This window comes from Sphingopyxis sp. P8 (genome assembly GCF_020622175.1).
GTDB lineage: Bacteria > Pseudomonadota > Alphaproteobacteria > Sphingomonadales > Sphingomonadaceae > Sphingopyxis > Sphingopyxis jiangsuensis.
Genome location: NZ_JACNMK010000002.1, coordinates 600,540 through 626,811 on the forward strand (window position 1 = coordinate 600,540; position 26,272 = coordinate 626,811).

The window sequence follows — 26,272 nt, forward strand, 5'->3', positions numbered from 1 at the left end:
CCAGCCACCGCGCGACGAGTTGCGCCGCGGTTGCGGTGAGCGGGGGAACCTTTGGAATCGGCGATCGCTTCGTCGTCCGATGCGTTCGCTCTGGCGCCGTCAGGCCGCGGCGGTCGCGGCGTTTTCGGGCGGGCGGAACAGCGCGAGCACGTCGCCAGCCGGCATCGGGCGGCCGTAATAATAGCCCTGGATGTTGCTGCAGCCGAGCGCGCGCAGCGTGTCGACCTCGACCTCGGTCTCCGCGCCTTCGGCGGTCGTCGACATGCCGAGGCTGTCGGCGAGCGCGACGACGGCGCGGATGATCGCGATCGATTCGATGCTCCCCTTCGCCGCGCCAACGACAAAGCTGCGGTCGACCTTGATCGTCGAGAAATGCGTCTTGCGCAGATATCCGAGCGAGGAATAGCCGGTGCCGAAATCGTCGAGGCTGAGCCGGATGCCGAGCGCGAGCAACTGGTCGAGCAGTTGCGCCGCACCGCCGCCGTCGCGCAGGAAAACGCTTTCGGTCACCTCGATCTCGAGCCGCTGCGGCGGCAGCCCGCTTTGCGCGAGGGCGGACACGACGACCGACGCAAAGGCCGGATCGGTGAGCTGTTCGGCCGAGACGTTGATCGCGACCTTCAGGTTCGACGGCCATTTCATCGCTTCGGCGCAGGCGTTGCGCAGCACCCACTCGCCGATCGGCGAGATGAGGCGGCTGTCTTCGGCCAGCGGGATGAAGCGGCCCGGCGAGACGTTGCCGAGCTTCGGGTTGGTCCAGCGGATCAGCGCCTCGAACCCGTTCAGCGTGCCGTCGGCGGCCGTGACGACCGGCTGATAATAAAGTTCGAACTCCTTGCGGTCGAGCGCACCGCGCAATTCCTGTTCCATCACGCGCCGTTCCTCGGCCTGCGCGTGGAGCGAGGCGACATAGGCGGCGACGACATTGCCGCCCTTGTCCTTCGATTTATAGAGCGCGAGGTCGGCGTTGCGCGTCAGCGTTTCCACCGTCGCGCCGTCCTGCGGACCGATGGCATAGCCGATGCTGGCGCCGACGAAGAGCTGGTGGTTGTCGACGACATAGGGGCGGCTGATCGTCGCGATGATGCGCTGCGCGAGCTCTTCGGCAGCATCGGCCGACGCGACATTGTGGATGACGACGGCGAACTCGTCACCGCCGAGACGGCCACAGGTCATGCCCTGTTCCATCATCCCCTTGAGCCGCGCCGAGACCTGCGCGAGCAGTTGGTCGCCCGTGGGATGGCCGAGCGTATCATTGACCGCCTTGAACCGGTCGAGGTCGATCATCAGCATCGCGCAGCGCGATTTCGCCCGCTGCGCATGTTCGAGCGCGCGCGACAGATCCTCGGTCAGGCTGAGCCGGTTCGGAAGGCCGGTCAGATTGTCGAACCGTGCCATGCGCGAGATCTGCTGCGCGGTCGAATGCTGTTCGGTGACGTCCGACCCGACGCCGCGAAATCCGAGGAACTTTCCGCTTTCGTCAAGCCGCGGCGATGCCGACAATTCCCACCAGCGCGCCTTGCCGTTGATGGTGACGGGCACGGTAAGGTTGGAAAAGCTTTCGCGCCGCTTCATCCGTTCGGCGAGATCGTGCAGGCTTTTCGGGAACTGGCCCGTCTCCCAGGCATCGCCGGCGAGCGCCTGGAGAAGCGGCATGCCCTCGAGCGTCTCGGCCGGCGCGCCGAGCGCGTGTGCGAACCGTGGCGAGATATGGACGAGACGCCTTGAATTGTCGGTTTGCCACAACCAGTCGGCCGAGGTTTCCTCGAATTCGCGCAGCAGCAGGCTGACCGTTTCGGTCTTTTCGTGCAATGTGACCTCGGCGCGGCGAAAGCGGACATAGGTCTGCCCGAAACGAACGCAGAATGCACACATCAGGAAGCCCGCCACGAGCGCGACCGCCCCGAGCTGCGGCGCGCCCGCAAGCGCGAGCGCCGCGCCTGCCGACAGGCTGACCGGCACGATGAACAGCGCGCAGGCGAGCGGGATACTGTGTGCGACGATCGCCAGCGTCAGCATCATCAACAGCGAAATCGCCCAGATCGACAGGACATGATCCACCGGCGGCGGGATGCCGCGCAACCAGAAGGGCGTGGTCCAGAGCATCGCCGAGTAGAAGGCGTGACGATGGCATATCCGGAATTCGGATATGCCCGACAATTTGGGGTCGCCCAGAATCAGATTGCTGAAGGCGCGGTACGACCAGAGGCTGAAAGCCAGCGCGACGACAAGCCAGCCGCCGGCGATCGCCGGTGAAATCTGGGGGACCATCGTCAGCGTGGCGACGAACGCCATTCCGACGCTCATCCACAGACGCAGCGCGCCCTTGCCCCGGAGCGGCGCGAGCTGGAGCTGGCGGATATTGCCGATCTCCATATCGTTCGTCCCCAGTCCCATCAGGGTTCGAACGGGAATATCGTCGGCAAGCGTGGGGTCGGTCAAAATGCTCTTCACCGGCCCGGTTTAGCGCAGGACGGGTTACCCGAAGGTAACCATGCGGCCCTTTGGCGCGCTATTTTTTGTCCGGCGACGGGACAGAAAATCGTCAGGCAGCGATGGCAAAAGGCTGGATTTCGCCCGCCAGATATTGTGCACGCGCCTTCGACCGGCTGAGCTTGCCCGAACTGGTGCGTGGCAGGGTACGCGGCGGGATCAGCTCGACAAGGCAATTCATGCCGGTGATCGCGCGCACGCGGTCGCGGATCGCTTCGCGCAGCGCCGCGCGTTCGGCGTCGTCGCTGGTGCGGCACTGGACGAGCACCGCGGGCGTTTCCTCGCCGCCCGGCGTGGTGATCGCGAAAGCGGCGATGTCGCCCGACTTGAAGCCGGGAAGCTGTTCGACCGCCCATTCGATGTCCTGCGGCCAGTGGTTCTTGCCGTTGATGATGATCATATCCTTGGCGCGGCCAACGATATAGATGTAACCATCTGACAAATAACCCATGTCACCCGTATCGAGCCAACCGTCGACCATGCAGGCGGCGGTCGATTCGGGGTCGCGGTAATAGCCCGTCATCAGCGACGGACCCGTACACCAAACCTTGCCGACGGTCTGGTCGGGAAGGGTATTTCCGGCTTCGTCGCGGACCTCGATCTTCATGTCGCGCACCGCGCGGCCGCAATTGACGATGGCGCGATAGCGCGTCGGACGGCCCGAATCATTGGCGGCACCCGAAAGTTCGGTTTCCTCGACAAGTTCGACGACGATTCCCTCGCCCGGCGGCATGATGCTGACCGCGAGCGTCGCTTCGGCAAGCCCATAGCTCGGCAGAAAAGCACTCGCCTTGAAACCCGCGTCGGCGAAGGCGTCGACGAAGCTCTGCATCACGTCGGGGCGGATCATGTCGGCGCCATTGCCCGCAACGCGCCAGCGCGAAAGGTCGAAGCGCTCGGCGACATTGGTCTGGCTGGAAATGCGGCGCGCGCAAATATCATAGCCGAAGGTCGGCGAGTAACTGAGCGTCGTGCCCTGATTGCGGCTGATAAGGTCAAGCCACGCGAGCGGACGGCGCGCAAAATCCTCTGTTTTCAGATAGTCGACCGATACCTGGTTGGCGACCGGCGAAAGCAGGCAGCCGACGAGGCCCATGTCGTGATACCAGGGCAGCCACGACACGCAGCGGTCGCTGCCCTGCAACTTCATGCCATGGCCGTGCGCCGCAAGATTGTTGAGAAGCGCGGCGTGGGTGACGGCGACGCCGTGCGGAAAGCGCGTCGAGCCGCTGCTGTACTGAAGGTAGCAGGTTTCATCCGATTTCTGTTCGGGCAGCGCCGCGACGGGCGCTGCACGCTTTTCGAACGCGCCCCAGTCCATCGGTTCGACGCCGCGCGATTGTGCGGCCTCGGTCGCCATTGCAGCGATTTCCGGCGGAAAAAACAGCATCTTGGGGTCGCAGCTGGTGAGCTGGACGACAAGCTGGCTGACATAGGAATCGCGCCCGCCAAAGCTTGTCGGCAGCGGCAGCGGCACCGGCCAGGCGCCGGCATAGATGGTCCCGAAGAACAGCGCGGCGAATTCGGCGCCGGTTTCGGCGATCAGCGCGATGCGGTCGCCGGGCTTCACGCCCGCGGCGACGAGCCGGTACGCGGTGACGAGCGCGTCGGCCTTGAGCTCGCTATAAGGATAGGGGCGTACGAGACGCCCGCGCGGATCGTGGAAATTGAGCCCGCGCGTGCCGCTGGCGGCATAGTCGAGCGCTTCGCCCACGGTCGCAAAATCCGAGAAACGGCGCGGCTGGGCGCAATCGGTCGGGGTGGGGACGAGGTCCGCCACCGCAAGAGCAGGATTTTCGGTCATAGAGGGTGCTAGGTCCCCGGAATCGGGCCGCGCGGCAACAAGCATGTCATTTTTCTGAGCCATGAATGGTGCGCGAACCCTGTATTGTTGGAACAAAATGGCCCGACTTTCGGGCTTTGATGCCCGATATGGCGGCGCTGGTCGTTCTCAATCGGGCTTGACTGTGGCATAAACATGGCATGGGCACCCGCCGCGCTCCGTCCGTCCGATCCAAAAAGCCGCTCACCGCAGCCCGTCTCGACGAACTGGCGCTGGCCTATGTCGCGCGATTTGCGACGTCGAAGGCAAAGCTTGCGCGTTATCTCAGCCGGAAAGTCCGCGAATCCGAATGGGTTGAGGATGTCGACGCCATGACGTCATGCGAAGCCGTGGTGGCGAGGATGGAACGGCTCGGCTTCGTCGATGACCGCCAATATGCCGCGATGCGCGGCGGCGCGATGACGCGGCGCGGGCTGGGCGCGCGGCGCGTGCGCGCGCAGCTGCGCGTCGACGGCATCGCCGAGGACGATGCGGACGAAGCGATCGAGGCGGCGGAGGATGCGGGCGTCCGCGCCGCGCTGGGGTTTGCGCGGCGGCGGCGCTTCGGGCCGTTTGCGGTCCGCGCGAGCGACGATCCGAAACTGCGCGAGCGGCAGATCGCAGCCTTTGCGCGCGCCGGTCATTCGCTTGCAATCGCGCGTGAAATACTCGCCATCGCGCCCGGCGACGAGGCGGCGCTCGCAGCGCTGGACGGGCAGGCGGCGCTCGATTAGGCATCGCATATTCGGAAATGTTGCGCAGGGAGCAGTCGATGCGTGCGATCTTGGCGGCCTTTGCCCTGTTTGTGGCCTTGCCTGTGGCGGGCTGCGCCAGCGGTGATGCGCCGTCCGAAGCCGCCGCAACGATCCCCGTCACGATCGCGATGGCGGACAAAAGCTATCGCTTCGACGTCGAGGTCGCGCGCACGATCGAGGAGCAGCGACAGGGGCTGATGTTCCGCACCAGCCTGCCCGCCGACGGCGGGATGCTGTTTGTCTATGACAAGCCGCAGATCGCGAGTTTCTGGATGAAGAATACGCCGATCCCGCTCGACATGATTTTCATCCGCGCCGACGGCAGCATCGACCGGATCGCCGAAAACACGATCCCCGAATCGCTCGAACCCGTGGCGAGCGGCGGCGACGTGGCGGCGGTGCTCGAAGTGGCGGGCGGCACCGCGGCGCGGCTCGGCATCGACGAGAGCGCGACGGTGACGTGGGCAGATCGCTGAACCGGGCGGAGAATGGCGTCAAAGGCGTGAAACTCCGCTTGCGAAGCGGCGCGGCTTGCCTGTAAACGCCAGCGCCATGAGCATCCTCGGCAAGATTTTCACCTGGTGGGACGGCGCAACCGTCGGCACGCTGCTGAACAGCTGGAAAAACGGCGAGCAGGTCGGCGAGGACAGCCTCGGCAACCGCTATTTCCGCGCGCGCAACGGAAACCGGCGCTGGGTAATCTACAAGGGGTCGAACGACGCGAGCCGCGTGCCGCCCGAATGGCACGGCTGGCTGCACGGCACCTTCGATGAACTGCCCGCCGACATTCTGCCCGCGCCGCGCGGCTGGGAAAAGGAGCCGACGGCGAATCTGACCGGCAGTCTTGGCGCCTATCGCCCCGCCGGGGCGCTCGAACGCGGCGGCCGCCGCGCGGCGGCGACCGGCGACTACGAGGCCTGGCGGCCCGGCGCCGAGTGAGGTCGGGCATGCCGCAGACCGGCCGGACCGCGCTTGTTGCGCTGCTCGCCGCCGCCGCGCTTGCGGGTTGCGAGAAGTCCGGCAACGGCGAACGCGCGGGCGAACAGACGGCCCAGATCAGCAAGGCCGGGACTGTGCCGGAGCAAGTCGGCGGCATCGAGGGTGCGACGCCGATGGAGCAGCGCGTCGCGGTGCTCGGCCTGCTCAACAAACGCAACGGACTGGTCGAAGAGCTGGAGATGAAACCCGGCGAGATCGCGCGCGTCGGCCGCGCGATCGTGCGGCTGCGCGCGTGCGAGACGACGGCGCCGTGGGAAGACCCGCCCGAAACCGGCGCTTTCGTTCAGCTGAGCGTGCAGGAGCAGCGCGACGACAAATGGTATCGCGTCTTTTCGGGCTGGCTGTTCCGCGAACGGCCCGACCGCAATGTGATCGAGCATCCCATCTATGACGTCTTCGTCAAAAGCTGCGCGATGACATATCCGGGCGGCGAGCCGGTCGCGCGTCCGGCGACCAAATCGGCCCCGGAAGCGCCCAAGGCGTCGAGCGCGCCCCAGTCGCCGGCCGAAAATGGCGGCGAAGGCACAACCCCCGCTGCTCCGCCGCCCGCGCCCAAGGCCGCGCCCGTCCCCTCCGACAGCGCCGAATAGAGCCGCGCGAGATAATCGTCCTGCGTGATTTCGATCGCGCCGAGGCTTGCGAGATGCGGGGTGATGAACTGGCAGTCGAGCAGGCGCCAGCCGCCCGCGCGCAGCCGTGCGACGAGGTGCGCGAGCGCGACTTTCGAGGCGTCGCGCGCGCGGCTGACCATCGATTCGCCGAAAAAGGCGCGGCCGAGCGTCACGCCGTAGAGGCCCCCGACCAACTCGTCCCCCTGCCAGCATTCGACGCTGTGCGCGTGGCCGATGCGGAACAGGCGTTCGTAACTCGCCTCGATCAGCGGGTTTATCCACGTCGTCGGCCGGTCGGGCGCGGGCTCGGCGCAGAGCGTGACCATGCGCGAAAATTCGGTGTCGGTGGTAACGCGGAAGCGTTCGCCGACGATGGCCTTCTTCAGGCTGCGCGACAGGCGGAAGCCGTCGAGCGGCAGGATCGCGCGCAGCCGCGGCTCGACCCAATGGACCGACGGGTCGTTCGCCCCGTCGGCCATCGGGAAAAGTCCCTGCGCATAGGCGCTGAGCAGCAGCGCAGGGTCGAGCGTGTCGATCGGCTTCGTCAGCTTGCCGGCTTCACGAATTTCAGCGTCATGCGATCCGATTCGCCGATTGCCAGATATTTGTCGCGATCAGTTTCGCCTTCGCGAAGGTTCGGCGGCAGGGTCCACACGCCCTTTTCATAATCGTGCGTGTCCTTGGGATTGGCGTTGATGTCGCTTTCGCCGGCGAGCTTGAAGCCCGCTGCCTCGGCGAAGGCGACGACCGACGAGCGCTTCATATAGCCGCTCTTTTCCTCGAGCGCCGAGTCCATGTCTTCGGGCAGGCGGTGGTCGACGACACCGAGGACGCCGCCGGGCTTGAGCATCGCAAAGATCTGCTTGAAGGCGTTGGCGGTATTGTCGGTGCCGCCAAAGCGCCAGTTGTGGACGTTGCGGAACGTCAGCACGACGTCGGCGCTGCCGTCGGGAACCTTGGGATTGGCGCCCGCGTGGGGAAACTCGGCGAGTTGCAATGCGCCATAGGTGTCCGCATCGGCCGCCTGCTTCTCCTTGATGCGATTGAGCCCGCGCTCCCACGGCGCCGCGACATAAAGGGTGCCGCCACCCGCTTTGGTCAGCGGGGCAAGGATTTCGGTGTACCAACCGCCGCCGGGCCACAGCTCGACGACCGTGTCGCCGGGCTTCACGCCAAAGAAGGCGAGCGTTTCGGCGGGGTGGCGATATGTGTCGCGCGCGACGTTGTCGGCGCTGCGCGTCGGGGCGGCGACGGCGGCGGCGATGGCGTCGCCGGGCTTGGCACTATGTTCGTTGGCGGTCGCGTCGTGCGTCGGCGCGCCGCAGGCGGCGACGGCGGCGGTCAACAGGGCGGCTATTGCAACGGGGCGGAAACTACGCATATCGGCACCTCTTTCGTTGGGGGGACGGCCCCCTGTTTGGGAAGGGACGCGCGTCAATGCAAGTGTCGATGCTGACGATAGGCATGGGCGCCGCGGTGCTGTTCGGCGTCGCCGAACTCGCCGACTGGCGGCGACGCAACCGGCGCGACGTCGATAGCGTCGGTTTCATGCCGTGGCGCGGCATTGCGCTTGGGTCGGCTGGAGTTGCCATTTTCGCGATAGCCCTCTGGTTTCATGGCGGAATGCAATGACGCCGCTCGACCGGCCGGAAGCGCTCGCGGGGCGCGTTGCCGTTATCACCGGTGCGGGGCGCGGGCTGGGCGCGGCGCTGGCGATCGAACTTTCGGCGCGCGGAATGACGCCGGTTCTGTGCGGCCGAAGCGCGGAAACGCTCGCCGCGGTGCGCGCGACGATCCGCGAACGGACCGGTATCGAGGCGCCGACCGTCGAACTCGATCTGGCGGAGGGAGCGAGCGTCGAACGCGCGGCAGAGACCGTCGCGGCCATGGGGCGGCCGGTCGATCTTCTCGTCAACAATGGCGCGATGTGGCTCGAATCTGCGGCCACACCGCCGACAGCCGACGCGGTGTTCGCGACGGTCAATTCGGCAATCGCGGGGACATTGCTGTTCACCCAGCGGCTGATGCCATTGCTGCTCGGGTCGGAGGGCGCCGATGTCGTGACCATCGGATCGGTCAGCGGCCTTCCCAACGCGCCGTTGCACAACGCCGCGCTCCCCTTCTACGCGGCGAAACGCGGGCAGGCGGCGGTCGCCGAAGGGTTGCGGCAGCAATTGCGCGGAACGTCCGTCCGCTCGATCATCGTCCACCCACCCTGGCTTGACGACGCGACGCCGGGCGCGACCGAATGGGACGCGGCGCCACATCGTACGAAAGGTGCGCGCGCGACGACGCGCGATGTCGTCGAGGCTGTGCTGTTCGCGATCACGCGGCCGCGCCACGTAACGCTCGACATCACCATCGACGCCGACGCTGGCGGGCTGTTCGGGTGAAAGGCCGAAAGGCTTAGAGGCAGGCCTCGAGATAGGGCTGGTCGAAGCCGAACTGGCGCGCCTTTTCCAGCGTGTAAGGACGCAGCCCCATCGAGCGATATTCGCCCATGATCTTGCCGTCCTTGTCCTCGTCCTGATATTCGAACTTGAAGAGTTCCTGGGTGACGATGACGTCGCCTTCCATCCCGATCACCTCTGTTACATTGGTGACGCGACGCGAGCCATCGCGCAGGCGCTTGATCTGGACGATCAGGTCGACCGAGTCGGCGATCTGTTTCGAAATGGCTTCCTTCGGGATCTTGATGTCGCCCATCAGCACCATATTTTCCATACGGCCGAGGCATTCGCGCGGGCTGTTCGAGTGGAGCGTACACATCGAGCCGTCGTGACCCGTATTCATCGCGGCGAGCAGGTCGAAACATTCGGCGCCGCGAACCTCGCCCATGATGATGCGGTCGGGACGCATACGCAGCGCGTTCTTCACAAGGTCGCCCATGTGGATCGCGCCATTGCCCTCGAGGTTCGCGGGACGCGTTTCGAGCGGCAGCCAGTGCGGCTGTTGCAGGCGAAGCTCGGCGGCGTCCTCGATTGTCAGCACGCGCTCGCCGGGGTCGATCATCTTCGACAGCGCATTGAGCATCGTCGTCTTACCCGAACCGGTGCCGCCCGAAATGACGATGTTGAAACGGCTGGCTCCCGCGATCTTGAGTGCGGTGCACATCTTCTGGCTCATCGCGCCCCATTGGCAGAGCATGTCGAGCGTGATCGGTTTCGCCGAGAATTTACGAATCGAGATGGCGGTGCCGCGCAAGGACAGCGGCGGGACGATGACGTTGACGCGGCTGCCGTCCTTGAGACGGGCGTCGGCGAGCGGCGTCGTCTGGTCGACGCGGCGGCCGACCTGGTTGCAGATGCGTTGCGCGATCTGGAACAGATGCTGTTCGTCGCGGAACTGGATCGGCGCGATGACGAGCTGGCCCTTGCGCTCGACATAGGTCTGGTACGGGCCGTTGACCATGATGTCGGAGATTTCGGGGTCGGCGAGAAGCTCCTCGAGCGGACCGAAGCCGAGCAGTTCGTCGACGAGTACCTTTTCGAGCGCGAATTGCTCGCGGCGGTTCAAGGTGATGCGCAGTTCGGCAAGCACTTCGAGGATGATCGGGCGGAATTCCTCGGTCAGCTCGTCCTTGCTCAGCGTCGCCGCGGCTTCGGGATCGACGCGTTCGAGCAGGCGCGGGAGCACCTGTTCCTTGATCTTGTGGACGCTCGCTTCGAATCCCTGCAGCTTTTCGGGCTCCATCGCCTCGGCAGTCGAGCGCTGGTTGAGCCGGTCCATCGCCTCCAGCTCGGGCGCCAGCCCCGACGGGTCGGGCAGCGGGGCGGATTCGGTCGCTGCAGCGGTGTCGATGGCAGGAAATTGCGAGCCGCCCGACGATCCCGGGCCACCCTGCATCGGCTTGGCCACGCCAAAGGCGGGGCGGCCAGCGGTTCCGGGACGGCGTCCGAATGCACTCATGATTTCATCCTGCTTCGACTCTATCCAAACGGGAATGCGTGGCTTTCGCCCACGAACCCCCAATCAAAAGGGTGAATAAGCCGGAAACTTTGATATTGTCCTAATGCCGGGCGGGCATTGCAGTGGGAGGTGCGAAATGTTGCAATATTTGGCGATCGGTGCCGCCATGCTGCTGAGCGCAGCGGCCGCAGCCGAACCTGCGACGCCAGCGATGCCGGCTTGGATGAGCGGATGCTGGGTGCAGGAGCGCGACACGCGCTGGTCCGAGGAATGCTGGATGGCCCCGCGCGCGGGTGTGATGCTCGGCGCCGGCCGGACCGGCGATGGCGATAAGTTGCGCGACTGGGAAGCGATGCAGATCATGGCGGCCGAAGCGGCCGACGGCAGCGCGCGTCTGGAGTTTTGGGCCTCTCCTCGCGGCGCGGCGCGCGTGCGCTTTACGCAGAGCATCGCGGAGATGGAGGGCATCGCCTTCGTCAATGCGGCGCACGATTATCCGCAGCGCATCCATTACTGGCGCGAGGGCGCGCGGCTGAAGGTCCGCATCTCGCTCCTCGACGGCAGCCGCGCGGCCGAATGGGACTATGCGCCGATGGGTGGCGGTGGCTGAGGCTTTCGGTCGGAGCGACACGTTTTCGACCGAAGCCCGTCATCCCGGCGAAGGCCGGGATCTCGTCGGTGCGGCATCCGGAAAGGGCGAGACCCCGGCCTCCGCCGGGGTGACGATCCTGTAGGGGAAGGCCTGAAGGCCATCCCAGAGTCAGGGCTCAGAATGGTTGCCCGTCCGCCTTTGCAAAAAAAGGGGGCCGCAGCCCCCTTTTGAAATCCGATTAGCGTGACCGTTAGTTCGCGATATGCTCGGCGAGTACGGTGAGGCCTGTCTCGTTGACTTCGGCGAAGCCGCCTTCGACCTCGATCGTTTCCGGATCGGCGCCGGGCGCCGCGTAGATGGTCAGCGAGCCGTTGCGAAGCGTCGCCATGAAGGGGGCATGGCCTTCGAGCACCGAAAAATCGCCCTCGGCACCGGGGACGGTGACCATATGGACGTCGGCGGTCCGCTCGAGGCGGGCGGGGGTGACGAGTTCGAACTTCAGGGCCATAGTCTTCATCCTAAAGCCCCTCCCCCCTTCAGGGGAGGGGTTGGGGTGGGGCCATCGGCCCAGCACGGACATCACGGCCCACCCCGCTGCGACTAGCGGGCAAGCCCGCTAGTCTCGCTGCCCTCCCCTGAAGGGGAGGGGGTATTCAGATTACGCGTCTTCGGCGAGCTTCGCCGCCTTGGCGACCGCTTCGTCGATGCCGCCGACCATGTAGAAGGCTGCTTCGGGCAGATGGTCATATTCGCCGTCGACGACCGCCTTGAACGATTTGATCGTGTCTTCGATCTGCACGAACTTGCCGGGGATGTTGGTGAACACCTCTGCAACGTGGAACGGCTGCGACAGGAAGCGCTGGATCTTGCGCGCGCGGGCGACGGTGAGCTTATCCTCTTCCGAAAGCTCGTCCATGCCGAGGATCGCGATGATGTCCTGCAGCGACTTGTACTTCTGCAGCGTTTCCTGAACGCGGCGGGCGGTTTCATAATGTTCCTGCCCGACGACGCGCGGTTCGAGGACGCGGCTCGTCGAATCGAGCGGGTCGACCGCGGGATAGATGCCGAGTTCCGAAATCGCGCGGTTGAGAACGGTCGTCGCGTCCAAGTGGGCGAAGGAGGTCGCCGGCGCAGGGTCGGTCAAGTCGTCCGCGGGGACGTAAATGGCCTGCACCGAGGTGATCGAGCCCTTGTTGGTCGAGGTGATGCGTTCCTGCAGCGCGCCCATGTCGGTCGACAGCGTCGGCTGATAGCCCACGGCCGAAGGAATACGGCCGAGCAGCGCCGACACTTCCGAACCCGCCTGGGTGAAGCGGAAGATGTTGTCGACGAAGAAGAGCACGTCCTGCCCTTCCTGGTCGCGGAAATATTCGGCGATGGTCAGGCCCGACAGCGCGACGCGCGCGCGGGCGCCCGGGGGTTCGTTCATCTGGCCGAACACCAGCGCAACCTTCGACCCTTCGGAGATCGCATTGCCGTCGGCGTCCTTGGCGATAACGCCGGCGTCGAGGAATTCGTGATAGAGGTCGTTGCCTTCGCGGGTGCGTTCACCGACGCCCGCGAACACCGAGGTGCCGCCGTGGCCCTTGGCGATATTGTTGATCAGTTCCTGAATAAGAACGGTCTTGCCGACGCCGGCGCCGCCGAACAGGCCGATCTTGCCGCCCTTTGCATAAGGGGCAAGAAGGTCGATGACCTTGATGCCGGTGACGAGGATGCTCGTTTCGGTCGACTGATCGACGAATTCGGGAGCCTTGGCGTGGATCGGCGCAACCTGCTTGGCGCCGACGGGGCCGCGCTCGTCGATCGGCTCGCCCACGACGTTGAGGATGCGGCCGAGCGTTTCGGGGCCGACGGGGACCGAAATCTGTGCACCGGTGTCGGTGACGGGCTGGCCGCGCGTCAGGCCGTCGGTCGCGTCCATCGCGATCGTACGGACCGTATTCTCGCCAAGGTGCTGCGCGACTTCGAGGACAAGGCGGTTGCCGTTGTTGTCGGTTTCGAGCGCGCTCAGAATGGCGGGCAGCGTGCCGGTGAACTGGACGTCGACGACGGCGCCGATGACCTGCGCGATGCGGCCCGTCGCCGTGCCGGCGGGAGCAGCCTTCTTCGGAGCGGCCGCCTTCTTGGGCGCGGCTTTCTTGGCGGGGGCCTTTTTCTCGGCGGTGGGGGCGGTGGCCATGAGTTTCTTCCTTGCTTGGATAGCTTAGAGCGCTTCGGCGCCAGCGATGATTTCGACGAGTTCGGTGGTAATCGCGGCCTGACGCGTGCGGTTGTACACGATCGTCAGCCGGTTGATGAGGTCGCCCGCGTTGCGCGTCGCATTGTCCATCGCGGTCATCGACGCGCCCTGTTCCGACGCGGCGTTTTCGAGCAGGCCCTTGAACACCTGAATCGTCACGTTGCGCGGGAGCAGGTCGGCGAGGATCGCTTCCTCGTCGGGCTCGTACTCGACCGCAGCGCCGGACGAAACGGGCGCTTCTTCGGGCGCGGGAACGGGGATCAACTGCTGACCCGTCGCTTCCTGCACCAGCGCCGAGCGGAACTTCGAATAGAAAAGATGCGCGACGTCGAACGCGCCCGCGTCGAACATCTCGCGGACCTTTTCCGAAATCTCGAGCGCTTGCTCGAAGCCGATGTCGCGGATGCCCGTCGTTTCATAATGTTCGACGATCTGGCCGGGGAAGAGGCGCGCAATCACCGGGCGCCCCTTGCGGCCGACGAGGAAGAAGATGACCTTCTTGCCCGCCGCCTGCAGTTCGATCGCCTTGTCGCGCGCGGCCTTGACGATGTTCGAGTTGAACGCGCCGGCGAGCCCGCGGTCGCTGTTGAGGACGAGCAGCAGGTGCGTGTCGCTCTTGCCCGTTCCCGACAGCAGTTTCGGCGCGCTGTCGGCGGCACCGACCTTCGACGCGAGGCTCGCGACGACGCCCTCGAGCCGCTCGGCATAGGGGCGCGCGGCTTCGGCCGCAGCCTGCGCCTTGCGCAGCTTGGCGGCGGCGACCATTTTCTTGGCCTTGGTGATCTTCTGGGTCGATTTGACCGAGTTGATCCGCCCTTTGAGTTCCTTCAGACTGGCCATAGGTCCCGTCTTTACCCTTTGTCCGTCATCCCGGCGAAGGCCGGGATCTCACCGTCGAGACCCCGGCTTTCGCCGGGGTGACGATATTGATTACGCAAAAATCTTCGCGAAGGCGTCGAGCGCGGCAACGAGACCCTTCTTGGCGTCGTCGCCAAGATCCTTGGTCTCGCGGATCGTCTTGAGCACATCGGCGTGATCGCTGCGCAGATAGGCGAGCATCGCCGATTCGTAGCGCGACACGTCGGTCACCGCGACCGTGTCGAGATAGCCGTTGGTGCCGGCGAAGATCGACGCGGTCTGTTCCTCGAACGGCATCGGCTGGAACTGCGGCTGCTTCAAAAGCTGCGTCAGGCGCGCACCGCGGTTCAAAAGCTTCTGCGTCGAGGCGTCGAGGTCCGAGCCGAACTGCGCGAAGGCTTCCATCTCGCGATACTGCGCGAGCTCGAGCTTGATCGAGCCCGACACCTTCTTCATCGCCTTGGTCTGCGCGGCCGAGCCGACGCGGCTGACCGACAGGCCGACGTTGATCGCGGGGCGGATGCCCTGGAAGAAGAGGTTGGTTTCGAGGAAGATCTGGCCGTCGGTGATCGAGATCACGTTGGTCGGAATATAGGCCGACACGTCGCCCGCCTGCGTTTCGATGATCGGCAGCGCGGTCAGCGAGCCGGCGCCATTGTCCTTGTTCATCTTGGCCGCGCGCTCGAGCAGGCGGCTGTGCAGGTAGAAAACGTCGCCCGGATAGGCTTCGCGGCCCGGCGGGCGGCGGAGCAGCAGCGACATCTGGCGATAGGCGACCGCCTGTTTCGACAGATCGTCATAGACGATCACGGCGTGCATGCCGTTGTCGCGGAAAAATTCGCCCATCGTGCAGCCGGTGTAGGGCGCGAGGAACTGTAGCGGAGCGGGCTCCGAAGCGGTCGCGGCGACGACGATCGAATATTCCATCGCGCCATTTTCTTCGAGCTGACGGACGATCTGCGCGACGGTCGAGCGCTTCTGGCCGACGGCGACGTAGATGCAATACAGCTTCTTCGATTCGTCGTCGCCCTTGTTGACTTCGCGCTGGTTGATGAAGGTGTCGATCGCGACCGCGGTCTTGCCGGTCTGACGGTCGCCGATGATCAGCTCGCGCTGGCCGCGGCCGACGGGGACGAGCGCGTCGAGCGCCTTGAGGCCGGTCTGGACGGGTTCGTGGACCGAGGTGCGCGGGATGATCCCCGGCGCCTTCACCTCGACGCGCATGCGCTTGTCGGCCTTGATCGGGCCCTTGCCGTCGATGGGGTTGCCGAGGCCGTCGACCACGCGGCCGAGCAGGCCCTTGCCGACGGGGACGTCGACGATGGTGCCGGTGCGCTTGACCTGGTCGCCTTCCTTGATCTCGGCGTCCGAGCCGAAGATCACGATACCGACATTGTCGGCTTCGAGGTTGAGCGCCATGCCCTTCACGCCGTTGGCGAATTCGACCATCTCGCCGGCCTGGACATTGTCGAGCCCGTGGACGCGGGCGATGCCGTCGCCGACCGACAGCACCGAGCCGATCTCGCTGACCGTGGCGTCGGTGCCGAAATTGGCGATCTGGTCCTTGATGACCTTGCTGATTTCAGCGGCGCGGATTTCCATTGTTTAGCCTTTCATCGCCTGTGCGAAGCTATTGAGACGGGTACGGATGCTGCCGTCGATCAGCTGGCTGCCCAGCTGGACGACGAGGCCGCCGAGGATGGCGGGATCGACGGTGGTCGCGACCTGAACGTCGCGGCCGACACGGGTCTTGAGGTTGGCGGCGAGCGCGTCGAGCTGCTCGGCCGTCAACGGGTGCGCGCTCGTCACCTTTGCGGTCACTTCGCCGCGATGCGCGGCGACGATCGCGTCGAACGCGTCGATCATCCCGCCGAGATCGGCGAGGCGACGGTTCTCGGCGAGTACGCCCAGGAATTTGCCGGTGAGCGAATCGAGCTTCATCGCCTCTGCGACCGCGGCGACCGCCTTGGCGGCGTCGGTGCGGCTGACGACAGGGCTTTCGACAAGCGCCTTGAGGTCGTCCGATTCGGTCAGGCCCGAACGCAGCGCCGCAAGGCTCTGCTGGACGCTGTCGATGGCGTTCGATTCGCGCGCCAGATCGAACAGCGCGCTGGCATAGCGGCCCGCGAGGCCCGCCGTGATGTTGCCCTGAATGCCGCCGGAATTCTCCACGCGTGAAAGTCCTTTGCTACGATCCCGTGGGGGATGGGTCGCGCGGGTTTTGGCGGATATTCGGAAATATCCCCCGCTGCGAAGTCGCGGCGCGCCTAGCAACGATTGTGCGGCAATGCAAGGTGGTGGTTGGGGGAGTCCCGTGCCCTGCTCGACCCCCTTTGCCGCCGAGCCCGACCCGGGGTTGTCGAAGCACCGCCCTTTCGCCAGAACACCCGCTAGAGCGGACGGCCCTTCGACAAGATGAGGGCGAACGGATGAGGGGGAAGCCGGTGGGCGAAATGATTCGGATGACGATGGACGACGGCGCCGAGATCGCCGTCTATCATGCAGAGGCGACAGGCGAACGCCGCGGCGGATTGGTGCTGGTCCAGGAAATATTCGGCGTCACCGATCATATTCGCGAGCTTTGCGACGAATATGCCGCCGACGGCTATGAAGTGCTCGCCCCCGCGCTCTTCGACCGCGAGCATCCGGGGTTCGAGAGCGATTATTCGGGGCCGCAGTTCGAGCGCGCGGTCGAACTCGCGCGCAAGCTCCACCCGTTCGAGCAGAGTTTGAAGGATGCGCAGTCGTGCATCGACGCGCTGAAGGGGAAGGGCCCCGTCTTCATCGCCGGCTATTGCTATGGCGGGTCGGTCGCGTGGCGGATGGCGCAGATCAGTCCCGACCTTGCCGCCGCCTCATCCTATTATGGCAGCCTCGTGCCGACCCAGTTCAGCGAAGAGCCGCCGCGCTGCGCCGCGATCGCGCATTTCGGTCGCTTCGACGGCGGCATCCCGATGGACGGCGTCGAGGCGCTGATCGCCAAGGCGCACCCGACCGCGCAAATCTTTGTCTATGAGGCGGGGCACGGCTTCAACAGCGACCGGCGCAAGGATTATCACGAACCGAGCGCGGATCTGGCGAGGGAGCGGACATTGATGCTGTTCAAGGCGTGCGGGGGGTGAGGCTGGTCTTCATCCATGGCCCTGCAGCTTCGGGCAAACTGTCGTCGGCCGCTATTCTGCACGCGTTGGAAGCGAAGGGGGCGTTTGACTATCCGCCGATTCCCTCGGCGGTCACTATCGACACGGGCGGCGCTGCGCCCGCGGACGCCGCGCTCCGCATTCAAGGCGCGCTTGGTCTCGGTGGCGCATGAAGGCCGCGATCAACCTGCTCGTTTTTGTCGTCGTGCTTGCGCTGGCGGTGGGCGCGCTCTTCTATACGCAGCAGCGCCGCCTGTTTTTTCCGGCGCCGTCCGATTATCCGCAAACGGTCCCGGGCTTTCGCCTTGTCCACAGCCTGACCGATGACGGGCTGCGCCTGACGGCCTTTTATCGCCCCGCCGCACCGGGCAAGAAGACGATCCTCTTCTTTCATGGCAATGGCGACAATATGCTGGGCGCAATCGAGGCGACGCGCGGGCCGGCGGCGGCGGGGCATGGGCTGATGCTCGTCGAATATCGGGGCTATGGCGGCAATCCGGGAAAGCCGAGCGAGGCCGGGCTTTACAGCGACGGCGAAGCGGCGATGCGCTGGCTGGGGCAAGCGGGCGTACCCTCAAGAGAGATAGTCGTCGTCGGCAATTCGATCGGGTCGGGACCGGCGACCGAAATGGCGCGGCGCCACAAGGTCGCGGCGCTGGTCCTGTTGTCGGGCTTGTCCGACCTGCCGTCGGTGGTGCGGAGCCAGGCGGCGTTCATACCGCGCTGGCTTGTACGCGACCGTTTTGACAATGCCGCGAAGTTGGCGCAGGTCGAGGCGCCGGTTTTCCTTATGCACGGGGCGAGTGATACGCTGGTCAAGCCCGACAATCTCGACCGGCTGGTGCGGGCGCGTCGCGATGCGACCGTGGCACGCGTCGCGGGCGTCGGGCATGAGCTTGCCTATACCGCGGGCGCGCAAGCGATTCTCGCGAAATGGATCGACGCCTTGCCCTGAGCCGGTCAGTTCCCGGTCGCGGGCGATGCCGCGCCGTCCGCCAGCTTCTGGCAACGATAGACCAGCCGCTCGTTCGGACTCGTCGGCAGCGCGCTGCGGATCGCGTCCTGTTGCGTTGCAAGCGCTTCGACGCGCGCGGGGTCGGCGGTGCAGCTCTTGACCTCGATGCCTGAACGGATTTCTCTTGCGCGTTCCATCGTTTCGGCGTCGAGCAGATAGCGTTCGACGCGATATTCCTTCCCCGCGGGATCGATCGAGGCGACCGTCACCGTCGCCTCCTCGTTGGGGACAAGGATGCGCTGCCAGCGGCCGTCGGCCCCCATCGCATATTGGGTGCGCTCGTTGACGCAGCCGTTTTTGCCGATTGTCACCGGGACATCGTCGGCCGACGACACGGTGATGCGGCTGCGGTTCGACTGGACCGTGCAGATGAAGCGGCCCTCGGCGAGCGTGCGGGTGGCGGGCTGCGTCGGCTCGTCGGGTGCGGGAGCGTCGGCAATATCGGCGTGCGCGTCGGGGCGCGTCATGAACACCATGATCGCCAGCAGCATCAGCGCGCCACCCGCGCCGCCCGCGATCTTCGCGTTGCGCAGTTTCTGCTGGTTGTAGAAAAGCAGCCCCGCGCCCGCGGCGAGTGCGCCGATCACGAACAGCACGCCCGCGAGTGCGATGCGATTTTCGCGTGCGGCAAGCGCTTCCTCTTCGGCGCGCTGGAGACGGCGTTCGCGTTCGAGCTTTGCGGCCGCTTCCCTGGCCGAATTGGCTTCAGCGGCAACGCGTTCCTCGGCGGCAAGCGCGGCGCGTTCGCGCGCCTCGGCCTCGGCCATCGTCAGGCAGCCGGTGCCGACACTCGTATAGCCTTGATTCGCGTCGGCAAGGAAGCGCGCCAGTTCGCGCGCCGATATGGCGAAGGCGAAAGGCGAATCGCCGTCGTCGGCGCGGGTGATCGCGGTGTTGATGCCGGTAATGCGCCCGCAGTCGTCGACGAGCGGACCGCCCGAGTTGCCGCGCGAGATTTTTGCGGTGTGGACGAGCATCGCGACGCCGTCGACCGACTGCATGTTCGAATAATTGCCCTCGCTGCGCACCGGCGAACGCGGGGTGATATAGTCCGACGCGCTGCGCGCGGTCGCGAGGTCGACATTGCCCGGATAGCCGAGCGCGACGATGTCGGTGCCGGCATCGAGCGGCCCGGTATAGACGGCGGCGGGCGGGACGCGCCCCTGCGTGATTTCGATGAGCGCGAGGTCGCGCGCGCGGTCGATCGCGACGAGCTTTGCGGCATAGCTTTTCTGTCCCTCCGACGGGACGACGCCGAGCGCGACATTGTTCGGATAGCGCACCGCCGAATCGACGACATGCGCGTTGGTGACGATGCGCGTCGGCGAAATGGCGATGCCGCTGCCGTGGCCGAAACCGACGACCTCGCCCTCCATCATCGCGACGGTTACGACGCGCACGACGCTGCGCGACGCGGCGCTGATGTCATCGGCGGCGCGCGCCGGAAGGGCGAGGGAGACGAGGGCGAAGAGCAGCGCGAGCAAGCGGGTCATGGCGGCGCAGACTAAGGCCGTGCGCTTTGAACGCAAGCATCGGGACGCGATGTGCGGCGGGGCGTGGCAATCGGGCTCCAACAGACGGAAAGGACGATGCCATGACCTATACGATCACCGGCCTGGGCGCCGAGCAATTCGCGCCGCTGTTCGCAATGGACGATGCCGCGCTCGCCACTCGCGGCGCGCGGCGCGTCACGGCAAGTGCCGACCGCGGCTTTCCATGCCGGATCAGCCTGGAAGATGCGCGCGCGGGCGAGCAGCTGATCCTGCTCCATCATGTCAGCCACGATGTCGAGACGCCCTATCGCAGCGCCTATGCCATCTATGTGCGGCCGGATGTGCGTGCCGCCACCTATTGCGACGAGGTGCCGCCGGTGTTCGAGGGACGCCCGCTCGCGCTCCGCGCGTTCGACAGCGCGGGGATGCTGCAGACGGCGGCCCTCGCCGCACCGGGGGACGCCGACAAAGCGATCCGTGACCTGTTCGACGACGAAGGCATTGCCTATATCGATGCACACAATGCCGCGCACGGCTGCTTTGCCGCGCGGATCGAGAGGAATTGATCATGGACGGCCGCACCATGACCGACGACGAACGCTGGCAGGCGGTCCGCGCGCGCGACAAGGCCTATGACGGGCGCTTCGTCACCGGCGTGCTCACGACGGGCATCTATTGCCGCCCGAGCTGCGCAGCGCGCCACCCTTTGCGCGAGAATGTCCGCTTCTTTGCCGATGGCGCGGCAGCGCGTGCAACAGGGCTGCGACCGTGCAAGCGCTGCATGCCCGACGATGTCGCGCGCGACGAAAGCGCGGTGATCAAGGCGATTGCCGCGATCAAGGCGAGCGAGGAGCCGCTCGCGCTCGCCGATCTCGCCGCGCGTACCGGCTATTCGCCGACGCATTTCCAGCGCGTCTTTACCCGCCACACCGGCCTGTCGCCCGCAGCATACGCCCGCGCGCTCCGCGAAGAGCGTGCGCGGAAGGCGCTGAGCGACGGAGCAAGGGTGACCGACGCGATTTACGACGCGGGCTTTTCGGGGCCGTCGCGTTTCTATGAGAATATGGAGGGACGTATGGGCATGACGGCTTCGGCCTGGGTGAATGGCGGCAGGGGTACGACGATCCACTGGGCGGTCGTGCCCACCAGCCTCGGCGACATGCTGGTCGCGGCGACCGACAAGGGTGTGTGCCGCCTCAGCTTTGCCGAGGGCCGCGAGGCGCTCGAAGAGCGGTTTCCCGCCGCGACGCTGATCGAGGGCGGTGAAGAATTTGCGGCCCTTCTCTCACAGGTAGTTGCGGCGGTCGAGGCGCCGACGCAGGGTTTCGACCATATCCCGATCGACGTGAAAGGGACGGCGTTTCAGGAGGCAGTATGGCGCGAACTGCGCAGGATTCCGGCGGGCGAAACGCGCAGCTATGCCGAGATCGCCGCGGCGGTCGGAAAGCCCAATGCGGTGCGCGCGGCGGGGAGCGCGAACGGCGCGAACAATGTCGCCGTGCTGATCCCCTGCCACCGCGTCGTGCGCAGCGACGGGTCATTGGGCGGCTATGCCTATGGCCTGCCGATCAAGGATGAATTGCTGCGCCGCGAAAAAGCGTCAGGCCAGCGGGCATTTGACGAATTCTGAAGCAAACGAAGCAGGAGCATGAGCATGAGCGACAAGATCCGGGATTTCGCGGCACTGCACATACCGGGCAGCCCGCTGATCCTCGTCAATATCTGGGACGCGGGAAGTGCGAAGGCGGTCGCCGCAGCGGGCGCCAAGGCAATCGCGACGGGCAGTTTCGGCGTCGCGGGCGCGCAGGGGCGCGCCGATGGCGAGGATTTCCCGATCGAGGATGTGTTCGAGAATCTGGCGCGGATTCTGGCGGTCACCGACTTGCCGGTCACAATCGACCTGGAGTCGGGCTATGGCGCCGATCCCGCGGCGGTGGGTGTGTCGGTCGCGCGTGCGAAGGAGGCCGGGGCGGCGGGCATCAATATGGAGGATCGCCTGCCCGGTGAAACCGAGTTGCTACCGATAGGTGAAGCGCAGGCGCGCTATCGCGCGGCGGCAGGCACCGGCATCTTCGTCAACGCGCGCTGCGATGTGTTTCGCGGACGCGATGCGGCGAACGACGGCGACGCGCTCGTCGCCGCGACGCTCGAACGCGCACGCGCCTATGCCGACGCGGGAGCGGGGTCGCTGTTCGTGCCCTTCCTGCTCGACGAGGCGTGCATCGGCGCGATCTGCGAAGCCTCGCCGCTGCCGGTCAACATCCTGCGCGGCAAGGGCGGCCCGACGCATCAACGGCTCGCCGAACTCGGCGTCGCGCGGATCAGCCACGGCCACCAGCCCTGGGCGGCGGCAATGAAATGGCTGGCGGGGCAGGCGCGACAGGTGTTCGAGGGCGCCGAGCCGGACTATTGATCCGCGCCTTCCGCGTCCGACGCCTCCTCCATTGTCTCTTCTTCGAGATCGGCGCCATTCCCGCCGTCGCGCATCGATTCGAGGCTACGTAGCAAGGATCGGCCGTTCGCGCCCATATGCGGGTCGAAGGCGATCGATTGTGCAAGCTTGATCGCGACATCATGCTTGCCCTGATTGGCGAGCGCAAAGGCATAGGCGACGCGGACCTCGATATTCTCGGGCGCCAGTAAGAAGGCGGTGCCCAGGCCCTGGATCGCGATGTCAGGCGGGCGTACGCCCTGATCGACGAAGCTGCGGAAATAGGCATAGAGCGGCACCGGATCGTCGGGGTCGGTGCGGTTCGCCAGTTGAATCGGGCGCCGCGCCGCGCGCCAGGACGCGTCGTCATAGTCACCCTTTTCGTCGAGTTCTTCGGTCAATATCCTGCCTAGTAGGACGTTGGCGCGAACGTGGTCGGGCTTGATGGCGAGGGCGCGGTCGAGTGCGTCGCGAAGCGCGCCGGCGTCGCGCTGGCCCTTGTCGATCGCGCGCTCGGCCGCGGCGAGTTCATACCAGACCGCGGCGTCACCTGGGTGCGCCGCAGCGGCGATCTTGAGTGCGTCGCGGATCGCAGACCGCTTTTCGGGGTCGTTGCCCGCGCTCATCCGCTGCAACCGCAGTTCGATTATCGCGTCTTCGCCTGCAGAAAGCGGTGTGATGCGGATATTGGCGGGAATGGGGATGGCTGCGTTCGTCAGCCGGTAGCTGAGTGACCGGCCAACATAGCGCTTCAGGTCTTTATCGATCGCGTCAAGATCGCCGAAGGCGTTGAGCGCCGCGTCTTTCGCATCCTCGCCCGCGTTGATCGCGCGGACGTAGGCGTCAAGCTGACCCGCGCGCGACGGGTCCTGATAGAGCATGTGCGTCAACAACCATGCGCGTCCGTAAAACACATCGACCTGCTCGGTCGACTTGAGCGAAAGCGGGTCGCTCTCGATCAAGGTCTTGACCGGAATCTGCGGCAGCGCGAGCAGGCTGTAACCGCGGCGATAGGCGGGCTTTCCAACCTCTGCCTTGCCGTTCTTGTTGAAATCGACGGTCGAGTAATATTCGGCAAAACCCTCGATCAGCCAAGCCGGAAAAACCGCCGTGCGATAGCGTTTCATGAAATGGTGCGAATATTCGTGGAACAGCGTCTGCTGCGACGCCGAAGTGCCGCGCCCCGCGCCGTCATTCTCGCGATGCGAAACAGCAAAACTGCCGTCGGGACCGGTGCGGTAAAATCCCGCGAACCCCGAATTGCGGGAGCCGGTGAACAGCTTGGCAACCTCGCCCGTCGTGCCGAGCAGATAGATCGGCAGGCGATGCGGCTCGCCCTGTTCCTTGACGTCGAGCAGGATGCGAAGCGTGATGTCGAAGCGCTGCAAGGTTTCGGCGAAGCTACGCAGCGAGGATTCGCTGCCTTCGCTATAGATGATGAAGCTGTCGGTTTCGGCCTTTTGCCATTTCGCCCAGGCTGGCGTTGCAGATACCGCGGCCCACGCGCTGAGCGTGAGCATGATGATGCGCATATTTCTTCTTCCCCCCGGACACGATCACTTGCCGATTACTTGCTGCCATTGGCGAACACGACTGTAAAGTGTCAGACGAAACTATAGGGGTCGACGTCGATCGCGAGGCGCGCCTTGGCGGGCCAGTCGATGCTCCCCACCCATTCGCGGATCGTCCCTTGCAGGTCGAAGCTGCGCGGGGCGTGGAGGAGGAGGCGGAAGCGGTGGCGGCCGCGCAGCATCGCCAGCGGTGCGGGGGCGGGGCCATAGACCGCGAGGCCGTCGGCGACCGGCGCCTTTTGCCCCAGCCGCTGCGCGACGCCGCGCGCGACCTCGACATCCTCCGACGAGATGATCAGCGCGGCGAAGCGACCATAGGGCGGCGCGCCCGCGCGGCGACGCGATGCGGCCTCGGCGGCGTAGAAGCCGTCGCGGTCGTTCGCAACGAGCGCCGCCATCACCGGGGCGTCGGGAACGCGCGTCTGGATGAGCACCTCGCCCGGCTTCGCCCCCCGCCCCGCGCGCCCCGCGACCTGCGCGATTTGCTGGAAGGTCCGTTCGGACGCGCGCAAGTCGCCGCCGTCGAGGCCAAGGTCGGCGTCGACCACGCCGACGAGGGTGAGGTTGGGGAAGTGATAGCCCTTGGTGACGAGCTGTGTGCCGATGATGATGTCGACCAGTCCCTCCTCGACATTGGCGACGAATTCGGCAGCCTTGGCGGGCGACCACAGCGTGTCCGAGGTGACGATCGCGGTGCGTGCCTCGGGAAAGCGCAATGCCACTTCATCGGCGACGCGCTCGACGCCGGGGCCGCAGGCGACCAGGCTGTCTTCGTCGTCGCATTCGGGGCAGAGGCGCGGCGGCGGCATGACATGGCCGCAATGGTGGCAGGCAAGGCGATGGACGAGCCGGTGCTCGACCATCCACGCGGTGCAATTGGGACACTGGATGCGATGCCCGCACGTCCGGCAGAGGGTGAGCGGCGCAAAACCGCGGCGGTTCAGAAAGAGCAGGCTCTGCTCGCCCTTCCCCAGCCGGTCGGCGAGCGCGTCGACGAGCGGGGGTGCCAGCCATTTGCCGCGGTCGGGCGGGTCGCGGCGCATGTCGATCGCGGCAAGGTCGGGGAGGGTGGCGCCGCCGTAGCGCGCGGGCAGGCTGATGTGGCGATAGCGCCCCGCCTCGACCATCGCGAGGCTTTCCAGCGCGGGGGTCGCGCTTGCGAGCACGACCGGCACGCCTTCGAAATGCCCGCGCATCACCGCGACGTCGCGTGCGTGATAATGGACGCCATCCTCCTGCTTGAAGCTCGTCTCATGCGCCTCGTCGACGGTGATGATGCCGAGATTGGCATAGGGGAGGAAGAGCGCCGAGCGCGCGCCGACGATGATCTTCGCCTCGCCGCTGGCGATCGCGTGCCAGGCGCGGCGGCGCTCGGTCGAGCGCAAGCCCGAATGCCACGGCACCGGCTCGCAGCCGAAGCGCGCGGCGAAGCGCGTCAGCATCGGCTCGGTCAGCGCGATTTCGGGGAGCAGGACGAGCGCCTGCTGGCCCGCGGCGACCGCGGCGGCGATCGCCTCCATATAGACTTCGGTCTTGCCCGAGCCGGTGACGCCGTCGAGCAGCAATGTCTCGAACCGCGCGGCGGCGACCGCAGCGCGCAGTTGTTCGGCCGCCGCCGCCTGTTCGTCCGACAGGTCGGGCGGCGCAAAGCCGGGGTCGGGTTCGGGCCAGGGGGCGTCGGCGGACACCTCGACCGCGTCGAGCGCGCCTGTGTTGACAAGGCCGCGCACAACCGCCTCGCTGACGCTGGCGAGCGCGGCGAGTTCGCGCACCGTGCCCTGCCGCGTGCCGATGGCGTCCATCGCGACGCTGCGTTGCGGCGTCATGCGCGCGGGCAGTTCGCCGGTCGCGCGATATTCGACGATCGGGCGGCGCGCATCGGCAAAGGCGGCGCCGGGGAGCACCATGCGCAGCACCGACCCCGGCGGGCTCAGATAATAATCGCTCGTCCATTCGACGAGGCGGCGGAGCGCAGCGGGGATCGGCGGGACGTCGACGATCTCGAACAGGTTGCGCAGGCGGTTGTCGCCGACGGGTTCGGGCGCGCCGAAGCTTTCATCCTCCCACACCACGCCGCCCATCCGCCGCGGCCCCAAGGGGGCGACGACGACGCTGCCGAGCGGCGCATCGCTCCCCTGCGGCACGCGATAGTCGAGCGGGCCGAGGGCTGCGGTGAGGAGGAGAACGCGGGCGCGGGTCATGGAGGACGCAGGATATAGGCGGCGGCGCGAAATAGGAAAGCGGGGAGGTTATCCGACGGCCGTTTACGACCGATTGCGGACGTTCGATCCTCCCCATGGCTTCGCCACAGGGAGGATTTAGCGGCAGCTTCCCACCCCAA

At 66.0% G+C, this 26,272-nt stretch carries 24 protein-coding genes and 1 pseudogene; 12 read left to right on the forward strand and 13 right to left on the reverse strand.

All coding sequences use genetic code 11. From position 1 onward, the window contains the following. Positions 1-99 precede the first annotated feature (99 nt). Together H7692_RS11355 and H7692_RS11360 are read right to left on the reverse strand one after the other, a co-directional pair. Complete coding sequence (locus tag H7692_RS11355) at positions 100-2,454, reverse strand: putative bifunctional diguanylate cyclase/phosphodiesterase (RefSeq protein WP_201928180.1); 2,355 nt, start codon at positions 2,452-2,454, stop codon at positions 100-102. A 91-nt stretch (positions 2,455-2,545) separates the two neighbouring features. Then, positions 2,546-4,297, reverse strand: coding sequence for a fatty acyl-AMP ligase (locus H7692_RS11360; RefSeq protein ID WP_201928179.1), 1,752 nt, complete (start codon positions 4,295-4,297; stop codon positions 2,546-2,548). A gap of 179 nt (positions 4,298-4,476) precedes the next feature. Between H7692_RS11360 and H7692_RS11365 the strand changes: the two genes are divergently transcribed. The 4 genes and pseudogenes from H7692_RS11365 to H7692_RS15185 all read left to right on the forward strand — a co-directional run. After that, on the forward strand, positions 4,477-5,049 hold the full coding sequence (locus H7692_RS11365) for a regulatory protein RecX (RefSeq protein WP_201928178.1): 573 nt from the start codon (positions 4,477-4,479) through the stop codon (positions 5,047-5,049). 38 nt (positions 5,050-5,087) lie between these two features. Continuing rightward, the gene (locus H7692_RS11370; protein WP_222136927.1) at positions 5,088-5,546 is read left to right on the forward strand and encodes a DUF192 domain-containing protein; all 459 of its coding nucleotides are present in this window, start codon (positions 5,088-5,090) and stop codon (positions 5,544-5,546) included. A gap of 76 nt (positions 5,547-5,622) precedes the next feature. Beyond that, the gene (locus H7692_RS11375; RefSeq protein ID WP_222136928.1) at positions 5,623-6,009 is read left to right on the forward strand and encodes an NADH:ubiquinone oxidoreductase subunit NDUFA12; all 387 of its coding nucleotides are present in this window, start codon (positions 5,623-5,625) and stop codon (positions 6,007-6,009) included. Between the two features lie 239 nt (positions 6,010-6,248). Further along, a pseudogene (locus H7692_RS15185) lies at positions 6,249-6,419 on the forward strand (DUF2155 domain-containing protein); the annotation flags it as partial. A 35-nt stretch (positions 6,420-6,454) separates the two neighbouring features. On the opposite strand, the gene aat reads toward H7692_RS15185, so the two are convergent. Beyond that, positions 6,455-7,216, reverse strand: coding sequence for a leucyl/phenylalanyl-tRNA--protein transferase (aat, locus tag H7692_RS11385; protein ID WP_222137347.1), 762 nt, complete (start codon positions 7,214-7,216; stop codon positions 6,455-6,457). Positions 7,217-7,224: 8 nt separating this feature from the next. Next, positions 7,225-8,061: a class I SAM-dependent methyltransferase gene (locus H7692_RS11390; RefSeq protein WP_201928175.1), complete on the reverse strand. Its 837-nt coding sequence runs from the start codon at positions 8,059-8,061 to the stop codon at positions 7,225-7,227. A gap of 56 nt (positions 8,062-8,117) precedes the next feature. On the opposite strand from H7692_RS11390, the gene H7692_RS11395 reads away from it, so the two are divergent. Next, a complete protein-coding gene (locus H7692_RS11395; RefSeq protein WP_201928174.1) occupies positions 8,118-8,312 on the forward strand; it encodes a hypothetical protein in 195 nt (64 codons plus the stop codon). Beyond that, a complete protein-coding gene (locus tag H7692_RS11400) occupies positions 8,309-9,073 on the forward strand; it encodes an SDR family oxidoreductase (protein ID WP_222136929.1) in 765 nt (254 codons plus the stop codon). The genes H7692_RS11395 and H7692_RS11400 overlap by 4 nt, the downstream gene beginning before the upstream one ends. Positions 9,074-9,086: 13 nt before the next feature. Here H7692_RS11400 and H7692_RS11405 read toward each other — a convergent pair whose 3' ends face one another. Then, the gene (locus H7692_RS11405) at positions 9,087-10,589 is read right to left on the reverse strand and encodes a CpaF family protein (protein ID WP_201928172.1); all 1,503 of its coding nucleotides are present in this window, start codon (positions 10,587-10,589) and stop codon (positions 9,087-9,089) included. Between the two features lie 136 nt (positions 10,590-10,725). Between H7692_RS11405 and H7692_RS11410 the strand changes: the two genes are divergently transcribed. Continuing rightward, positions 10,726-11,199 carry a DUF6265 family protein gene (locus tag H7692_RS11410; protein ID WP_222136930.1) on the forward strand — a complete coding sequence of 158 codons (474 nt, stop codon included), beginning with the start codon at positions 10,726-10,728 and terminating at the stop codon, positions 11,197-11,199. Positions 11,200-11,431: 232 nt separating this feature from the next. Here the strand turns inward: H7692_RS11410 and H7692_RS11415 are convergent, their stop codons facing one another. From H7692_RS11415 to H7692_RS11435, 5 genes are all read right to left on the reverse strand, one after another. Further along, positions 11,432-11,689, reverse strand: a complete 258-nt coding sequence (locus H7692_RS11415) for an ATP synthase F1 subunit epsilon (protein WP_201928742.1) — start codon at positions 11,687-11,689, stop codon at positions 11,432-11,434. A gap of 150 nt (positions 11,690-11,839) precedes the next feature. Then, positions 11,840-13,363, reverse strand: coding sequence for a F0F1 ATP synthase subunit beta (gene atpD, locus H7692_RS11420; protein ID WP_227340198.1), 1,524 nt, complete (start codon positions 13,361-13,363; stop codon positions 11,840-11,842). Positions 13,364-13,387: 24 nt separating this feature from the next. Beyond that, positions 13,388-14,263 (reverse strand): F0F1 ATP synthase subunit gamma, encoded by an 876-nt coding sequence (locus tag H7692_RS11425; protein WP_201928171.1) that lies wholly within the window; start codon positions 14,261-14,263, stop codon positions 13,388-13,390. A 90-nt stretch (positions 14,264-14,353) separates the two neighbouring features. Continuing rightward, a complete protein-coding gene (gene atpA, locus H7692_RS11430; RefSeq protein WP_201928170.1) occupies positions 14,354-15,883 on the reverse strand; it encodes a F0F1 ATP synthase subunit alpha in 1,530 nt (509 codons plus the stop codon). A 3-nt stretch (positions 15,884-15,886) separates the two neighbouring features. Then, positions 15,887-16,453, reverse strand: coding sequence for a F0F1 ATP synthase subunit delta (locus H7692_RS11435; RefSeq protein ID WP_222136931.1), 567 nt, complete (start codon positions 16,451-16,453; stop codon positions 15,887-15,889). A 281-nt stretch (positions 16,454-16,734) separates the two neighbouring features. Here H7692_RS11435 and H7692_RS11440 point away from each other — a divergent pair, with 281 nt between their 5' ends. Beyond that, the gene (locus H7692_RS11440) at positions 16,735-17,403 is read left to right on the forward strand and encodes a dienelactone hydrolase family protein (RefSeq protein WP_227340471.1); all 669 of its coding nucleotides are present in this window, start codon (positions 16,735-16,737) and stop codon (positions 17,401-17,403) included. A gap of 187 nt (positions 17,404-17,590) precedes the next feature. After that, positions 17,591-18,376, forward strand: a complete 786-nt coding sequence (locus H7692_RS11445) for an alpha/beta hydrolase (protein WP_201928167.1) — start codon at positions 17,591-17,593, stop codon at positions 18,374-18,376. A 5-nt stretch (positions 18,377-18,381) separates the two neighbouring features. On the opposite strand, the gene H7692_RS11450 is transcribed toward H7692_RS11445, so the two are convergent. Further along, the gene (locus tag H7692_RS11450; protein WP_201928166.1) at positions 18,382-19,929 is read right to left on the reverse strand and encodes a S1C family serine protease; all 1,548 of its coding nucleotides are present in this window, start codon (positions 19,927-19,929) and stop codon (positions 18,382-18,384) included. 101 nt (positions 19,930-20,030) lie between these two features. Between H7692_RS11450 and H7692_RS11455 the strand changes: the two genes are divergently transcribed. Genes H7692_RS11455 through H7692_RS11465 form a run of 3 tightly spaced genes read left to right on the forward strand, consistent with a single transcriptional unit; the run spans position 20,031 to position 22,342 of the window. Next, the gene (locus H7692_RS11455; protein WP_201928165.1) at positions 20,031-20,495 is read left to right on the forward strand and encodes a DUF1203 domain-containing protein; all 465 of its coding nucleotides are present in this window, start codon (positions 20,031-20,033) and stop codon (positions 20,493-20,495) included. A 2-nt stretch (positions 20,496-20,497) separates the two neighbouring features. Next, entirely contained in the window at positions 20,498-21,559 is a 1,062-nt protein-coding gene (gene ada, locus H7692_RS11460; protein ID WP_222136933.1) for a bifunctional DNA-binding transcriptional regulator/O6-methylguanine-DNA methyltransferase Ada, read from the forward strand. A 24-nt stretch (positions 21,560-21,583) separates the two neighbouring features. Continuing rightward, complete coding sequence (locus H7692_RS11465) at positions 21,584-22,342, forward strand: isocitrate lyase/PEP mutase family protein (protein ID WP_227340199.1); 759 nt, start codon at positions 21,584-21,586, stop codon at positions 22,340-22,342. Here H7692_RS11465 and H7692_RS11470 read toward each other — a convergent pair. Both H7692_RS11470 and H7692_RS11475 read right to left on the reverse strand, forming a co-directional pair. Further along, a complete protein-coding gene (locus H7692_RS11470) occupies positions 22,336-23,892 on the reverse strand; it encodes a hypothetical protein (protein WP_227340200.1) in 1,557 nt (518 codons plus the stop codon). The two genes, H7692_RS11465 and H7692_RS11470, sit on opposite strands and share 7 nt — an antisense overlap. Positions 23,893-23,963: 71 nt before the next feature. After that, the gene (locus H7692_RS11475) at positions 23,964-26,132 is read right to left on the reverse strand and encodes a primosomal protein N' (RefSeq protein ID WP_222136936.1); all 2,169 of its coding nucleotides are present in this window, start codon (positions 26,130-26,132) and stop codon (positions 23,964-23,966) included. Positions 26,133-26,272 lie beyond the last annotated feature (140 nt).